Origin of the sequence: Halorubrum salinum (genome assembly GCF_024494575.1) — an archaeon.
Lineage (GTDB): Archaea > Halobacteriota > Halobacteria > Halobacteriales > Haloferacaceae > Halorubrum > Halorubrum salinum.
This window is the reverse complement of record NZ_JANHDO010000006.1, coordinates 140,561-155,297: the sequence shown is the minus strand read 5'-3', so window position 1 is coordinate 155,297 and position 14,737 is coordinate 140,561. Positions and strand designations below refer to the sequence as shown.

General features: G+C 60.6%; 17 protein-coding genes and 3 pseudogenes. 15 read left to right on the top strand and 5 right to left on the bottom strand.

Annotated elements, in window-relative coordinates:
* From NO930_RS14035 to NO930_RS14025, 3 genes and pseudogenes are all read left to right on the top strand, one after another.
* A pseudogene (locus NO930_RS14035) lies at positions 1-361 on the top strand (DICT sensory domain-containing protein); the annotation flags it as partial.
* Positions 362-454: 93 nt separating this feature from the next.
* A pseudogene (locus NO930_RS14030) lies at positions 455-595 on the top strand (RNA-guided endonuclease TnpB family protein); the annotation flags it as partial.
* Between the two features lie 168 nt (positions 596-763).
* Positions 764-2,002 carry an MFS transporter gene (locus NO930_RS14025; protein ID WP_425601453.1) on the top strand — a complete coding sequence of 413 codons (1,239 nt, stop codon included), beginning with the start codon at positions 764-766 and terminating at the stop codon, positions 2,000-2,002.
* A 181-nt stretch (positions 2,003-2,183) separates the two neighbouring features.
* On the opposite strand, the gene NO930_RS14020 is transcribed toward NO930_RS14025, so the two are convergent.
* On the bottom strand, positions 2,184-3,548 hold the full coding sequence (locus tag NO930_RS14020) for a restriction endonuclease (protein WP_256403907.1): 1,365 nt from the start codon (positions 3,546-3,548) through the stop codon (positions 2,184-2,186).
* A 345-nt stretch (positions 3,549-3,893) separates the two neighbouring features.
* Here NO930_RS14020 and NO930_RS14015 point away from each other — a divergent pair, with 345 nt between their 5' ends.
* From NO930_RS14015 to NO930_RS14120, 6 genes and pseudogenes are all read left to right on the top strand, one after another.
* On the top strand, positions 3,894-4,172 hold the full coding sequence (locus NO930_RS14015; RefSeq protein ID WP_256403906.1) for a ribbon-helix-helix domain-containing protein: 279 nt from the start codon (positions 3,894-3,896) through the stop codon (positions 4,170-4,172).
* A complete protein-coding gene (locus tag NO930_RS14010; protein WP_256403905.1) occupies positions 4,165-4,428 on the top strand; it encodes a type II toxin-antitoxin system RelE family toxin in 264 nt (87 codons plus the stop codon). Before NO930_RS14015 ends, NO930_RS14010 begins: the two co-directional genes overlap by 8 nt.
* 456 nt (positions 4,429-4,884) lie before the next feature.
* Positions 4,885-5,046 (top strand): hypothetical protein, encoded by a 162-nt coding sequence (locus NO930_RS14165; RefSeq protein ID WP_256403904.1) that lies wholly within the window; start codon positions 4,885-4,887, stop codon positions 5,044-5,046.
* A gap of 6 nt (positions 5,047-5,052) precedes the next feature.
* On the top strand, positions 5,053-5,196 hold the full coding sequence (locus tag NO930_RS14160) for a hypothetical protein (protein WP_256403903.1): 144 nt from the start codon (positions 5,053-5,055) through the stop codon (positions 5,194-5,196).
* Positions 5,196-5,324 (top strand): hypothetical protein, encoded by a 129-nt coding sequence (locus NO930_RS13995; RefSeq protein ID WP_256403902.1) that lies wholly within the window; start codon positions 5,196-5,198, stop codon positions 5,322-5,324. Before NO930_RS14160 ends, NO930_RS13995 begins: the two co-directional genes overlap by 1 nt.
* Positions 5,325-5,453: 129 nt before the next feature.
* Positions 5,454-6,613 (top strand): annotated as a pseudogene (locus NO930_RS14120) (hypothetical protein).
* Between the two features lie 42 nt (positions 6,614-6,655).
* On the opposite strand, the gene NO930_RS13980 reads toward NO930_RS14120, so the two are convergent.
* Positions 6,656-7,210 carry a peroxiredoxin gene (locus NO930_RS13980; RefSeq protein ID WP_256403899.1) on the bottom strand — a complete coding sequence of 185 codons (555 nt, stop codon included), beginning with the start codon at positions 7,208-7,210 and terminating at the stop codon, positions 6,656-6,658.
* A 71-nt stretch (positions 7,211-7,281) separates the two neighbouring features.
* A complete protein-coding gene (locus tag NO930_RS13975; protein ID WP_256403898.1) occupies positions 7,282-7,836 on the bottom strand; it encodes an ArsR/SmtB family transcription factor in 555 nt (184 codons plus the stop codon).
* Positions 7,837-7,967: 131 nt separating this feature from the next.
* Here NO930_RS13975 and NO930_RS13970 point away from each other — a divergent pair, with 131 nt between their 5' ends.
* The gene (locus NO930_RS13970; RefSeq protein WP_256403897.1) at positions 7,968-10,244 is read left to right on the top strand and encodes a heavy metal translocating P-type ATPase; all 2,277 of its coding nucleotides are present in this window, start codon (positions 7,968-7,970) and stop codon (positions 10,242-10,244) included.
* Here the strand turns inward: NO930_RS13970 and NO930_RS13965 are convergent.
* Complete coding sequence (locus tag NO930_RS13965; protein WP_137711746.1) at positions 10,241-10,447, bottom strand: heavy-metal-associated domain-containing protein; 207 nt, start codon at positions 10,445-10,447, stop codon at positions 10,241-10,243. The two genes, NO930_RS13970 and NO930_RS13965, sit on opposite strands and share 4 nt — an antisense overlap.
* A gap of 131 nt (positions 10,448-10,578) precedes the next feature.
* Here NO930_RS13965 and NO930_RS13960 point away from each other — a divergent pair, with 131 nt between their 5' ends.
* The 4 genes from NO930_RS13960 to NO930_RS13945 all read left to right on the top strand — a co-directional run bounded on the left by NO930_RS13960 (position 10,579) and on the right by NO930_RS13945 (position 13,352).
* The gene (locus NO930_RS13960) at positions 10,579-10,794 is read left to right on the top strand and encodes a DUF8129 domain-containing protein (protein WP_256403896.1); all 216 of its coding nucleotides are present in this window, start codon (positions 10,579-10,581) and stop codon (positions 10,792-10,794) included.
* A 123-nt stretch (positions 10,795-10,917) separates the two neighbouring features.
* The gene (locus NO930_RS13955) at positions 10,918-11,919 is read left to right on the top strand and encodes a DUF6610 family protein (protein ID WP_256403895.1); all 1,002 of its coding nucleotides are present in this window, start codon (positions 10,918-10,920) and stop codon (positions 11,917-11,919) included.
* Positions 11,920-11,990: 71 nt separating this feature from the next.
* On the top strand, positions 11,991-12,338 hold the full coding sequence (locus NO930_RS13950) for a DUF8013 domain-containing protein (RefSeq protein ID WP_256403894.1): 348 nt from the start codon (positions 11,991-11,993) through the stop codon (positions 12,336-12,338).
* Between the two features lie 87 nt (positions 12,339-12,425).
* Positions 12,426-13,352, top strand: a complete 927-nt coding sequence (locus NO930_RS13945; RefSeq protein WP_256403893.1) for an ArdC-like ssDNA-binding domain-containing protein — start codon at positions 12,426-12,428, stop codon at positions 13,350-13,352.
* Positions 13,353-13,362: 10 nt separating this feature from the next.
* Here NO930_RS13945 and NO930_RS13940 read toward each other — a convergent pair whose 3' ends face one another.
* Complete coding sequence (locus tag NO930_RS13940; protein ID WP_220581131.1) at positions 13,363-13,716, bottom strand: hypothetical protein; 354 nt, start codon at positions 13,714-13,716, stop codon at positions 13,363-13,365.
* Positions 13,717-13,911: 195 nt separating this feature from the next.
* Between NO930_RS13940 and NO930_RS13935 the strand changes: the two genes are divergently transcribed.
* The gene (locus NO930_RS13935; RefSeq protein ID WP_256403892.1) at positions 13,912-14,730 is read left to right on the top strand and encodes a hypothetical protein; all 819 of its coding nucleotides are present in this window, start codon (positions 13,912-13,914) and stop codon (positions 14,728-14,730) included.
* Positions 14,731-14,737 lie beyond the last annotated feature (7 nt).

Below are 14,737 nucleotides of genomic sequence, written 5' to 3'. Positions count from 1 at the left end.
CGAGTCGCTGGCCCGGAAAAACGGCGCCGGAACGCTCAGGACGTCCTTCCAGCGGTTGTCGCGCTTGCACGACGAGAGTGGCACTTGGCGGGTATATCAAAAACTCGGCGAGACCGAAGGCTTGGGTACACATGTGTATGGGATTCCCGACTGGACTCCGCCGGCGGACGCGGGGCTCTCTGTGCATGGGGTCACCGCAGAGGCCATCAAGGAGAACTGGTTTGTCATCCATCGGCAACCGCACGGTTCAGGGGCCGCGATGTTGGCGCTCACCACGGGCAATAACGAGTGGAAAGGGTTCTGGACGTTCGACGAGGACGAGATTCAGGCGATCGACGACTGCATCCAGCAGGAGTTCTAAGAATGGTGGCGTGGAGGTTCGATCTGCTGTATCTGCCTCCATCGCAGTACAAGTGGCTGCAGTTTGTTGTGTGAAGAATTCAGGACGGTCGGTTCAGAATCCATCGCCGAATGGAGCTAGCAGTTCGGGAACCCGTGTATTGTATTTGAAGACCTCAAAGAGATGCGTGATGGCCTCAACTACGGCATGCGGATGAACCGACGCTTACACTATTTAGTAGTGGAGTCATTAAGACTGACGCAAAACACCGTGGTTCTGCCCAAGATCTGAAGACGGGGTTCTATTGAGTAGAGTAGTGGTATTCGTAGAACTACTTGAGTAACACATGGCCCACCCGTATTACGATTCCGTAATTTCGGAATAACGGAATATAATTACGCATGTGGTCGGGATACTGCCTCAATGCGTGTTGCTGCGGCCTTCGACTGGGATGGGGTGCCACGCGCCCCGGTGCTGAAGTACTACCTGTACAAGGCCACCAAGGCAGTCGAGTTCTATCGGCCGATAATGTACCTCTTCTTTCTCGCACAGGGACTCGACTTCACCCAGATCGCAATCTTAGAGGTCATTTACAACCTGACCACGCTATTCGGAGAAATTCCGACAGGCTACGTCGGTGATCGAGTGGGGCGGCGCAACAGCCTGCTTATCGGGACGGTGCTCATCGCGGTAACGCTGCTGGGAATCGGACTTTCAAGTTCGTTCCTCACTCTTGCGGTCCTGTACGCATGCTGGTCGGCGGGCTACAACTTTCGGTCTGGCAGCGAGGATGCCTGGCTGTACGATACGCTCACAGACGAACTCTCTGAGGGTGAGTTTGCACACGTTCGCGGCCGCGGAGAGTCAGCCTCGCTCGCGGTTGGGGCAGGCGCGGCCATCGTCGGTGGCTATCTGGGGAGCATCGACCTCTCGTACCCCTGGTTCGTCGCCGCTGTAGTTACCGGAGTCGGCGCGGTTGTGTTGTTGACACTCGACGATCCGGAGACGTACAAGCAGTCCGAAAGCGACGACCTGAGTTTCCGCCGAACCGTGGGTATCGTGAAGGAGGCGCTCTCCCAACGGAATCTTCGCGCGTTTATTCTCTACTACTACGTTCTTTACGCGGCAGTGACGTATCTGGTGTTCGTCTTCCTCCAGCCGATCTTCCGGACTGTTGTCGTTGACATCGGCATCGCGCCGGTACAGGTCGAATCGCTACTCGGGTGGTTCTATGCGGCCTACAGTCTGGTCGGTGCGGTACTCAGCTACTATACTGGCGCGATAAAGGAACGTGTAGGCGTCAAGACGTGGTTCGTCGTCCTACCGTTCCTCGTTGGAGCGGCTCTGGTCGGGATGTACTTCGTTCCGGTACTTGCCCTACCGACGTTCCTCGTCGCTCGTGGGCTGTCGGACGTGACGCGATCGTTTGCCGGGCAGTACGTCAACAACCGGATCGAGACGCTCGGTCGGGCGACCGTTCTGAGTGCGATGGCGATGGTGAGCGGACTGGCCGTCGTCCCGTTCCAGCTCGGGAGTGGCGTCATTTCCGATTACGTATCACCCCTGTTTGCGCTCGCAGCTGCAGGCGGTGTCCTCATCGTCGGCTCAGGTCTGCTTCTCCTCTGGGAAACACCAGTGAAAGACGGTGTTCCTAACAGTTAGCGACTCAAGTGGGGTATCAGGATGTCGGGCCGATAAACGGAGGGATGCACAGGTTGCTGCGTCCTCAACTATACTACGAGATCATGACAAGCTATCTCCGCATCATTTTGTAGATATCTCGTTCCGTCTGGAAGCCTCTCGAAACTGGGGGTAGGGATTCCAGCTGGAGCAAACGGCCACCTTAGATGATGCCGCCGATGACGAGTAGTCCGACGACGAGCAGCAACGTCGCAACCACGCTCCCGCCAGCCAGCAGCTTGTTCTCCATCGCCTTCTCGTGGAGGGGCATCTCGGCGTACTCCTTGCGGAATGCGTTGAGGTTCCCCTCGTCGTAGAAGTACTTCCTCTTCAGCGCGAACCGTTCGGTCACCGCACAGCCGGTACAGACCGGCTCCCCTTCGAGCCGTTCGGTCTTGCTGTGGCTGTCGCAGGCGATCGCCCCGCAGTTCGGACAGTAGGTGTACGTCTCGTCGACGCCGCTCGTCTCGCAGTGGACGCAGCGATGAATCCCGTCCTCCAGAGTGACCCGCGAGGGGCCAGCAGCATAGTATTCGTACGGATACGAGTACTCCAGTATCTCTGTCGTCTGCCGAACCTCAGGTAGATACACCGGCTCAATCGATTGCACTGAGATGTCCGAGAGATTGGGCTCACACGTCTTGTTGTACGTGACGTTATTGTCGCCGGTGTAGGTCACCGTCGTCGTGTGGTACTCCTGGAGGCGGTCAACAGCCCACTCCTTGTACTCCGTTTGGGTCTGGCCAAAGCGACGCTCCTCAACGTCGTCAAACGACTGTGCGAACTGTTCAGCGTCAAGGTCGACCGTTGCATGGAGGTTCTCAGTAACGAGTGTTGCGACGGTCTCGTCAGCAATCTGAGGATCCCCACGCTCGGCGTGGACCACGAACCGCGTCCGGTCGTTGATCCGGTGGATGACGCCCACTGACGTCTCGAAGACGGCGTTCGTGTCGGCGGTGACTGCCACGACTGGGCGAAACTGGACCCGCGAGTACGGCGATGGCACGTCCGCGGCCGCGATGTTTTCGATATCGCGAAACGCTTCCTGGACGGGGGCATCGGCGTCGGTCGCCGCATCGTATGGCCGCAACGTCTCATCACAGAGGATCTCGATACGCCCGTTGTAGAGATCGAGGCCGATCTCGTCGGCGATCTCCCGAAGGTCCTCGCCGTCGATCAACTCGATCGGATGTGGGTCGTCGTTCCCTCGAAGTCGGTCAGCGTACTCCTGTGCAGGGTTCGTAAACCGGCCAGTCGTGACGACCATCCCGCGCTTTGGGCCGTCGAAGTCGAACGTCGCGATCGCCGAGTGGAGTTTCTGGACGACCGGGCGCCCGACCGTGCTGGTGTGTTTGCACTCGACGACGATCCCGCGACGGGTGCCGTCGATAACCTCTTCCATCATCACGTCCCGCCCCTCGTCGGCCGTTTTCTCGGCCTGCCGGACGTTTTCGTAGCCGAGATTCCGGAACACGTCCTCCATCACGTCCTCGAACTCGAACCCCGAGAGATCGTCCAGTACTGCCATCCCGATATATTCCGACAGTACAGTTGGACTGTCAAATACGTTGCCGAACGAAGCCCGTTCTGTTTATTTACCCCCGAGAGGGGTGCGGGGGCCATCGAGCCTCCCGCGAGCAAGAAATGAATGGGAAGATACCTGTGAGCAGTTCGGACGCAGTTCCAGCAGCATCGTCCGCACAGTCTCGAAGAACACCGGTTGAATATGTCGGCTTCCGCGTCGACGGCCAAGCCGTCGTCCTGAACCTCTCGGAGCATCGGCGGCTCTCACCCGAACGCAGTCTCGACTTGATCAATCACGGTCTAGACATCCGACCGAAGGTACTTACGTGATACAAACGTATCACAGCTTATGAGCACTGACAGCGACGCCGGCGGCGACGGTGAAATGGAGAAGATCAACGTCCGGGTGCCACAGTCGCTGCTGGCACAGGTCGACGACGTCTGGGAGGAGCGTGGCTATGCGAACAAATCCGAGTTCATCCGCGACGCGCTTCGGGACGCTGTCAACCCGCCAACGCAGCTCTCCGCGGAAGCGCTAGAGCATCTGGCCGAGAGCCGCGAGCAGCGAGAGCAGGGGGAGACGGTATCGCAGGGCGATATGAAGGACCGGCTGGACATCGATGACTGAGGTCGAGTGGACACCGAAAGCACTCGATTTGCTGGAGGGACTCGAATCGGAAGCGCAAGAGCGGTTGGTGAAGAAACTCGACGAGGCGAAAGACTGGACCTCCCATCGTCTCGAAAAGCTCACCGGGTATCCATACTACAAGCTTCGTGCTGGCGACTACCGTGCGATCATCACGTGGGACCGGGATGAGGATGTCCTGATCGTTGAGGCGGTCGGGAATCGCCGAAATATCTACGATCGCCACCTCCCACCGTAATCCATTCTACCTATCGAGCTGCTCCGGTTGGTGACGAACCCGGTCTGAGATTCAAGTACGATTCCGGTCGGTAGTGTTTATTGCCCCCGAGAGGGGTGCGGGGGGATTCACTCCCCGTCACCGAGCCATGACCGATTCAGAGTACCCCTGGCGAGACGAATCGCTCCTCTACGAACTCTACTAGGAACAGGAGTTGAGCACGGTCAAGATCGCGGACGAGCTGGGATGTACACAACAGACGGTCTCGAAGTGGAAGAAGAAGTTCGACATCCCTCATCGGGATGCACGAGAAGCAGCTCCGAATCGGCGACGGCATCCAGCCGTGTTCACCGACCGTGGCTACCTCATCTGTACCTCGAACTATCGTGGGACGACGGACTCCGCCAGGATTCACCGGCTCGTAATGGTGGTGCAGCGACGTACTGGCACCTCACTGGCGGGGAGTTCGACGCCGCGATGGCGACCCTTACCGACGACGTCGTCGCGCTCCGCGACGGCGGACAGCCGTCACCGACGCTCCCCGAGAACTGGCGAACCGTCTCCCGCCCGGACCGGCGGGTCTTCCAGCGCGCTGATCGCGACCACAACATCGTGCTCGGGGATGGAAGCGACGAGTGACTGGTCGTGCTCTGCAGCCAGGGTGACCGGGCATATCCTGCCCCGCTCGCACATCGGACGGTTGCCGAGGAGGCAGACGTGGAACGGGGAATCCGGGAACTCGCCGAAGAGAGCAACGACCTCATCGAACCCCCGGAGGGGGAGCACTGATGGAGACGCTTCGACTGGCGCGAGCCACCCACCAGCTCCTCGAATGTGGTGTCGAGGCGCTCGAGAAAATCGGGCGTGAACTGGAGCGATACAACGACCGACAGGAGCGTACCGACGGAGACAGCTGAGGATGTGAGGACACTCTCCAGGTCGAGTGGTAGTTCGTGAGACGTTGTTTTTGCGCCCGGGAGAGGGGCGCAGGGCGCGAGACAATACAGTCGCACGTCGACGAGGATTCCTGGAGTGAGGTGACTGAGATGAAAGATCCAGAGTCCAGAACCATCTTCGCTGGCGTCGATGGGCGTACCGACACCGAACTACCCGAGTGGTACCGAGAGCGTCACGGGGATGCAGACCCCGTGACCTTCGCCGAGGCGGTTCGTGATCTTCCGCAGGCCGTCGAGACGACCGTGGCGTACCAGAATCCCTACACCGACGAGTGGGTTGAGACGGAGCGGTTCAACGCACTCGTCGAGCCGAGTCGCGCTCGGGAGCAGGCCCGAGATGAGGACGCGGAGACGGACCCGTTATTTCACGTTCCCACAGACAGTTACTCAATCATCAATCCGGTCGACGTCTACCGGCCGCTAGAGGAGGTCTCCGAGAAGAGACCATCGACGGGACGCCGCTGGGTGAGGTGATGTTCGGCGAGATTCGGCGCTACCGGTGCGGCGGCGAGGTCCATATGGACATCATGTTCGATGGCCTCGAAGTGCGCCTGCCCGGCCGGTCGGACCCGATCACGATGGGCGTCACGTCGGGCTACGACTTCTTCGGCGAGCACGCCGTCTACGTGGAGGGGTTCGCCCAGGATGGCTACTGCTCGAACACGATGCGCTCGCTCACCGACAAGGAGGTCATCAAACACGTCGGCGACGTGCGGAACTTCCGGAGCTGGTGGGAGGAACTCCTCGCACAGGTCGAACTTGTCGCCGACGACCTCTTCGAGTTCATCCGGGACGCCCAGGACATCGACCTCGACTTCTCGGACCTGCCGTTCACTGTCACGGAGTTTTACAGTCTGCTGGGCTTCCCGGACTACCTGGCCGAGCGTGCCGCGAGTGATGCAGAGGCCAACGCGGCCTCCCCCGTCGAAATCAATATGTGGACGCTACATTCCGGCGCGACATACGCGCTCACCCACTTCTTCCAAGGCAAGGAGGGTGCGTCGCTGGACGGCTACGTTCGCACGGCCAACGACATCCTGTTCAACCCGGAGGGTACCATCGAGCGTGTCGAACGCGCTTACGAGGAGGAGCTGGAGACAGACGGCGATGACGGGTCGCAGGCGTCGCTCGCCGGCGAGCGCGCGCTCGCGAGCATCGAGCGCATCAGCGACGATCTGCAAGAGAAGGTCAACCAGTTCGAGGAGCGCGAGGACGCGCTTCGTGAGCGGTTCCAGGATGCCATGAGCTGATTGTCGGAGCGGCGTTCACTGATACAATCCTAAAATAGCAGTCTACGTTAGAGATTCCGGTTCCTCGTTATATTCGACTACTAATTCGACATCCTCAGGACCGAGTTCATCGCGTTCCGCTTCCAGCGTCTCAAGAGCGTCTTTAACAGGGAAGAAATCCGGCTTCTCGAGTGCATCTTCTGTCGCCCAGGCGTATCGAATCGTTTGCTCGGAATCGATGAGGAACACGGCACGCTGCGGGACGCACTCGTGATTCTCCCATTCGTCATAACAGACATCATACGACTCGGCAACCCGCCCGGAACTATCACTAAGTAACGGGAAATTGAGACCGTATTCCTCGGCGAAGGCTCGGTGGGCGTAGACGCTGTCGCCAGAAATTGCCCAGACATCGAGAGCCGGCGTCAGCTGAAACCACTCTGCATCACGAACCGCACACAGTTCGTTTGTACAAACAGGACTGAAATCAAACGGGTAAAATACCAGTAACGCAGCCCGATTATTGGCAGTTGTCTCATCCAAGCTGTACTCGGTTTGTTCTCCGTCACGGAGACCTGGAAGAGTAAATGACGGTGCAGACGCTCCTTCGTTTATCATGCGTCACAGTATCACACGAAGAAAGGATAGTCTTGGGGCTAACACCCCCATCTGAATTGTATCGAGTGAGGTTAATCGTCGGTCGAGAACACGTCTTCGAGCGTGCCGCTCTCACCTAATTCGATGAGGGCACGGTTCAGGAGCTCGCGAACGATGAACTCCTCATAGTGCTGGGTATCGCAGTACTCGCAGGGCTTCATTTCGCGGGCAACCGCCTCAATCTCGGTACCGTGGTCCGCGTACAACGTCTCGATGAGGGCGGTCAATTCTTCGGACGCGGTGGACTGCGCGCCTGCGAGGGTTTCGTCGGCGCCCTCCGGGAGGTCGTACGAGAAGACCCGCGTGTTCGACTTGTAGTACTTCCGCGTCCCCCCACCTGCTTCCTCGAGACGGGCGATCTCGACCATCCCCGCGTCCTTCAGGACGTTCACGTGGTGGCGCACCGTCGTCTCGGCCTTCTCCTCGTCCCGGCGGTGCAGCTCATTGTGAATCTCCTCGATCGTCATTTCCTCGGTCGCGAGCATATCGAGGATCTTCGCCCGGACATCGTTCTCCAGTGCCTTCGCTTTCTCCGGGTCCGTCGTCACGACTTCGCGGATTGGCACGTCAGATTCGAGGAGCGCCATTCGTGTGACGACCTAAGCGGACGACAACAGTAAGAGTAACGCCACTCTCCCGACAGCAGTATTAGCATCTCGAAACCGCTATAACTATTGTCATAATGGTTATCCGCGTCGCACGATAACCAACAGGCACGATGGGAACGACACACGACCAATTCAACGTCGGGGGGATGTCCTGCTCGTTCTGTGCCGAGAGCATCAAGAAGGCCTACAGCCGGACAGACGGCGTCGAGGACGTCGACGTGAGTCTTGCCCACGAGGAAGTTCTCGTCGAATACCACGACGACCTGCTGAGCGAGGTCGAGGTGAAGGACACGCTCCGGGATCTCGGGTACACCATCCGCGACCCGGACAAAGCGAAGCGGTACGAGCAACAGCAGGCCGAACTCGCCGACGGCAAGCGCCGCCTCCTCATCGCCGGTGGCGCATCCATCGTTGTCGCTGCCCTGATGGGGTGGATGATTCTCGTAATGGGACGCTTCGAGTCGGCATCGCTCGCGATGGATCTGGTGACTCTGGGGCTGGCACTCGGGACGATGTTCGGTCCCGGCCGCTACATCAAAGAGAAGGCCATCCAGAGCGTGCGCCGGGGTATCTTCAACCAGCACGTCCTCCTGGAAGCGGGCGCGTTCGCCGGGCTCGTGGGTGGACTGCTTGGCCTGTTCGTGTTCCCGAGCTTCCCGACCGTCCACTTTTTCGCTGTCTCCGTGTTCATCACCACCTACCACATCCTCTCGGAGTACACCAGCCTCATCGTCCGCACTCGGGCCTCCCAAGCCGTCCAGAGCCTCCTCGATCTCCAACCCGACACAGCACGCCGCGTCAGTGATGACGGTGATGTCGAGGAAGTCCCGGTCGACGACCTCGACGTTGGCAATCGCGTCCGCGTCAAGCCCGGAGAAAACATCCCCGTCGACGGCACGGTCGTCGAAGGCGAATCGACGGTCGACGAGTCGGTCGCTACCGGCGAGTCCATCCCCGAAGAGAAGGCCGTCGGTGACGAAGTTATTGGTGGCAGCGTCAACGAGACCGGGACGCTCCTCGTCGAGGTGACCGCCATAGGCGATGACGCGTTCCTCAACCAAGTTGCCCGCGAGATCGAGGAAGCGCGGGCGATGAAGCCCGGCATCATCCAGCTCGCCGACCGCGTACTCAAGTACTTCGTCCCGGGCGTCTTGATTATCGCTGCGCTCTCGTTCCTCTTCTGGGTGATCGCACCGATTGCGTGGGGCGGGGGTCCGAACGTCCAGCGCGGGGCCTTCGCGGCGCTGGCCGTCCTCGTCCTCGGCTATCCCTGTGCGCTCGGGATGGCGACACCACTAGCTCTGATCCGGGGCGGCGGGAAGGCCGCGAATCGCGGCATCCTGATGCGGTCGGGCGACGCCTTCCAGATCTTCCCCGACGTCGACCACGTCGTGCTCGACAAAACCGGCACCATCACCGTCGGCGAACCCGCCGTCCGTGCAGTCGTCGGGGTCGACACCGACGAGTCGGAGGTTCTCGCGACGGCGGCCAGCGCGGAGGCGTTCTCCGAGCACCCCCTCGCCGACGCCATCCTCGAGGCTGCCGACGAGCAGGGGGTCGAATACGCGGATCCTGACGCCTTCGACTCAGTGACCGGGAAGGGCGTCCAGGCGACCGTGGCCGGCGACGATGTGCTAGTTGGCAAACCGGGCTGGCTCAGCAGTGAAGGGGTCGACCTCTCGGCAGCCGACGACGACATCGAGCAGCTCCAGCATCGCGGCCTCACCGTCGCCGGCGTCGTCCGTGGTGGTGACCTGATCGGCCTGATCGGCATCGGCGACGAAGTCAAAGACGACGCCGCTGCGACCATCCGGCGGATGAAAAACGTCGGCATCACGCCCGTGATGATCACTGGCGACAACGAGCGCACCGCGAACGCGGTCGCCGAGGAGGTCGGTATCGACCGCGTTATGGCTGATGTCCTGCCCGACGAGAAACGCGAAGAGATCGGTCGCCTGCAGGAAGCCGGCCACCGCGTGGCGATGGTCGGCGACGGCATCAACGACGCGCCGGCACTCACGCAGGCGGACATCGGCATCGCCATCGGCGCCGGTACCGACATTGCCATCGAATCGGCGGATATCGTCCTGATGGGCAACCGGCTCGGTGGCGTGATGGACGCCTACGAGATCGGGAACGAGAGCTACCGGAAGACCCGCCAGAACCTCGCGACGGCCTTCGCGTTCAACGGGATCGGTGTCGCCGCCGCGACGACGGGACTTGTTCATCCCGTGTTCGCGATGCTCGCGATGGTGCTCTCTGTCTCGGCGGTGCTGGCCAACAGCTTCGCTGGTCAGCTCCTCTCGGGCGATGGTGTCAACACCGAATTCTCCCTCGACGAACGGACGGACGGTGACGTCAGCGACGGCCGAGCGGCGGCCGATTAGGCCACGACGTCGTACCCGGCCTGTTCGATTGCCGCGTTCACCTCATCATCGGAGACCTCATCCTCGAGAACCACGTCGACCGTGTCAGCGTCGTGGTCGGCCTCGACCCGGTTCACACCATCGAGGTTTCGCAGGGCGGTCTCCACGTTCTGTTCGCACCCGTTGCACGACATCCCGGTGACTGAGATCGTCTTTCGCTCCATACGGGACTGTACCCACTCGCGGGGGATGACCATTATGATAATTGTTGTATCGGTTTCAACATATTAGAGGTGGGGCGTCATCGTCCGGAGAATTGTTTGTGTCGGCCCCAAAAGGGTGGAGGCTCTTTGAGATGGGACCCACTGACGACGAAGAGAGTAACGAATTCCCACCTGAGAAGCGCCTCGAAGCACCGAACCATCGACTGATCAAGGCCGGGATCGCGACGATTCCCGATATGGAGACCCTGCAAGAGTGTGTTGCCTACGAAAACGCCCACCAGAATCGGACGCAGATCCTGCGACGGCTCAAGTGGAAGGCTGAAGAGCTGCGTGAGGACGAAGCGTAAGCTCTGTCCTTAACCAACAACTGCCGCGCGAGTTTTCCCTATTGTTGGTTAATATAATGTGACTCGGTTTTTCAGGCCCCTGAATGGGTGCGGGGCAGCCAGCAGCGGCCTCGCGACCCAATCATGTCCTCCGATCTGAACTCCAGCGCCACCACGGCGAGTGAAATCGCTGCCGCCAGACAAACAGACTTCGTGGCGTTCCTCCACCGAGCTCCGTTCGCCGGCGATGCTCTCGCCCTCGGATTTCTCCCCGGCCGTCGGGAAGATTGTGGATATCAGACGAACCAGTATCAGAACCTCACCCTCCCGGTCGGAATGTTGGACAACGACTTCCGAAATCCCGACCTGGAACGATTCGTCGATCGCTTCTTCGAGCACGAGCCACAGGTCGGTGTCATCGGCGACATCTACGAACCTGATGCCGTCGACGCCCACGTCGCTGCCGCTCGCGAGATCCAAGCGAGCTACCCCGAGGCCGAGCTCATCGTCGTTCCGAAGTCGCGGGCGGTGATCGACGCGATACCCGAGACCCTCGTCCTCGGGTATTCACGGGGATACGCCGACCGCCTAGCCCACGAGTTCTCCGACCCAGCCGATTGGAGAGGGCGGCGCGTCCACATTCTCGGCGGGAGTCCGCCCAAGCAGCTCGACGCCATTCGACAGCTGACCAGACCGACACTCGCGGACGAGCCACCAGCCGACATCGTCGGCGTCGACTGGAACGGGCTGCATCGCGGCGCACAGTTTGGTGAGTTCTGGACGGCCGACGGCTGGGACGACAGCGGTCGCGACGCCGACTACGTCACCGTCCGAAAGACGGTGCGCCACAGCCTCGTCCGCGTCCGTGAGTTTTGGAGGGCCCACGGAATCTGGCCCGAAACGACACCGCAAAACGAGGGGCTCAACGTCGAGTACGAGGGTCCGAGTCCTGCCGATCTCGAGGACGCTGCCTGTACCGAGTGCGGGACGAACGTCTGGCGAACTCGCCGCGGCCCGTACGTGGCCGAATACGATACCGGCGCTATCTGTGGATACTGCAGCTACGAGTGCTACTTCAGCCACCGTCATCGAAACAACCTGGAGGAGATCGCCGGCGAACAGAGCGTTCACCTCCCGCCGACGTGACTTCGCGACCTGTTTTTCGTGCCCCCAGAGAGGGCGAGGGCTCCTTCGAAAGCTCTCAGAGGTGACTTCCAGTGAGTCAACAACAGAGTCCCGACAACGTCTCGGTCGACGAGATCCCGGTCGATATCGACAACACGCAATCAGGGGAGGTCGATTCCGCCGATGTCCCCGACGAAATCGAGTCCATCACCCGTGGACTCGCCGGTGAGCAGCCGCCGACGAATCCCATAGTGGTTCTCAAAGCGGCCCGGTGGTGGTATCTACACGGCAAGGGCGGCACGGATCCCGCCTTCCAGTGGGCCATCGAGTGGGCGCGTCACCTTGCGACCGACACGCCCAGTGACGTCGAGCGGTTCGACGAGTTCCTCGAGTACCTCGTCACGGTCGGCTTTGTAGACGAACGCCACGAGCTCCGCTGACCGACAGAGCGGTTTTTTGAACGCCCCTGAGGGGTGCGGCGCGGTCTAAACAGACGCAGTCGCCGTGAACTCGATTCGGTGATCACGATGTCTACGACCAGAGACTCGTCGGTCTCCTTCGACCAGACCGACACGCGATCAGACGAGATGAACAGTACCATCGAACAGTGGATCGACGAGCTCGTCGCCGGCGTCGACGACGCGCAAGCCAGCGCGGAGTTCCAAGAGTGGCTGGACGTCCAGAGTCGCTTCCACGACTACTCGTATCGGAACACGCTCCTCATCAAGCGGCAGTGTCCCGAGGCGAGCCGGGTGGCGGGCTACCGGACGTGGCAGGAGGAGTTCGACCGCCACGTCAAGGAGGGTGAGTCGGCCATCTGGATCTGGGCACCGATCATCACCACGCAGTGCCCGGAGTGCGAGAATTCGCCGAGCTACCACGAGGACAGCGACTGTGACTACGATGAGACGCCGCCCGAGGAGTGGTCCGAGGGCCTGGTCGGATTCAAGCCTGCGCCGGTGTTCGACGTCTCCCAGACCGAAGGCGAGCCGCTTCCCGACCTAGACACTGAAGCGACCGGGGACGCCGGCGACCTCGTCGAACAGTTGACTGTCGCCGCTGACGACCTCGGCGTGACGGTGCAGATCGTTCCAGCCGAGGAGTGGACCCACGGCGAGGCGAAGGGCATCTGCGAACAGCTGAGCCTCGTCGACGTCCAGCCGCTCGTCGAGGTGCGTGATCGGGAGAATGAGGCCGACCTCGCGCGGACGCTGATTCACGAGTACGCCCACGCCCTGCTCCACTTCGACGTCGACGACGACACCGAACGGTCGAAACGCGAAGTCGAGGCCGAAGCCGTCGCGTACGTCATCGGGCGGTACTGCGGGCTCGACACGAGCGGATCGGCGTTCTACCTCGCTGCGTGGGAGTCGGACGATCCCGAGGTCATTCGCAAGCGGCTCGGACGGATCAGTCGGACGGCAGAGGAACTCATCGACGTCCTCGAAGAGTAACCCTCGCGCTTCACTTGCGGAACAGTCCTACGAGTAGCATCAAACCAGCAGCTCCTATCGCGAAAGTCGTTTGAACTGCAGAGAAACCCCCGCGAAGTGCCATTCGAGTATAATTTGGATTTGAATGGTAGAGGTCGCTCGCCATCCTAATTATCGCATCAACTAGTGGAGCCAACACATCAAATACCAGCGCCTTTCCAAAATTCACCCCTGCTTGACCCAGTCGGTACGCAACCGTCACCAAGAAATTCGCCTTCCCTGTCAGGAAATGGCGGTTTGAAGGTGTGACGTACTGTCCCCTGCCGTTGGTCGGGTTAAATGGCCATTTTGCGAACTTCACAGCCTCAGTAAACAGCGATGCCACAAACGCGATAAATCCCCGAATCATCTTGTGTGTTATGTAGTAACTAGTGGCACATTAAATTTCGTTTTCAAAAGGCACCAAGCCAGACGGCTAAGTGAGCCAGATCAATTCTCTATGTCAACATTGGCTTCCAGTTTCTGGAAGTTTTTCTGCGCCCGCCGAGGGCCGGAGGCGCATTCAGATCTCCGTCGAATGATGACTGAACCCTATCTCACGACGGTTCTCGAGGAAGCCGAGCACGTTGCCGAGCAGCATGACCAGGTCGCTCGAACGACAGACAACCAAGCCCACGAGTACCTCCGATACGCTGTCCTCCGGGTGCTCGAAGGCGAGTCGGACCACCTCCCAGCAGACTGGACGCCGATCGACGGCGTGACCGTCGGCTACGGGAGCGACGACGCGATGTACGACAGCTGGGGCTCCAGCGAAGACTGGTGGGAGACCATCCCGCCGCAGGAGGCGTGTACCCGCTTCCGGGTGTTCTTCCCGGACGACCACCAGACGGTTCCCCGCGACATCGTCGACGTGATGGCCGCGCTCGGTGCCTGGCGCGTCTGGACTGGGTGCGCAGCCGCGTGCGGCTCCTACGACCATCGCGAGCGCCGCGAGGTCCACTTCCTGTGGCCGGAAGGCCATCCGGTGGAGGAACTGCTCCACGAGCGGCTCAGTGGCCCTGCGGAAGCCGTCGCTCCGGACGGGGGTCGAACGGGCGACGTTCGCGACCGACTGGTCGTCGACGAGAACGCAGAGTCACAGGACGATCTCGAGCCCCGCACGAAGCGTGCTGTCGCCGAAGCGATGGACGTCTCGCTCCTCTCGAAAGGTGGCCGCTACGAGGTGCAGTCTGCGTCCGGGAACCGGTACGAAGTCGACGTCATCGACGAATCGTGTACCTGTCCCGACTGGCAGCAGCGCTCACCCGAGGGCGGCTGCAAGCACCTGCGTCGCGTCGATCACGAGATCAAACGGGGCCGTGTACCCCGACCAGACGGCCGCCTTCCATCTAAGCTGTAGCTGGACG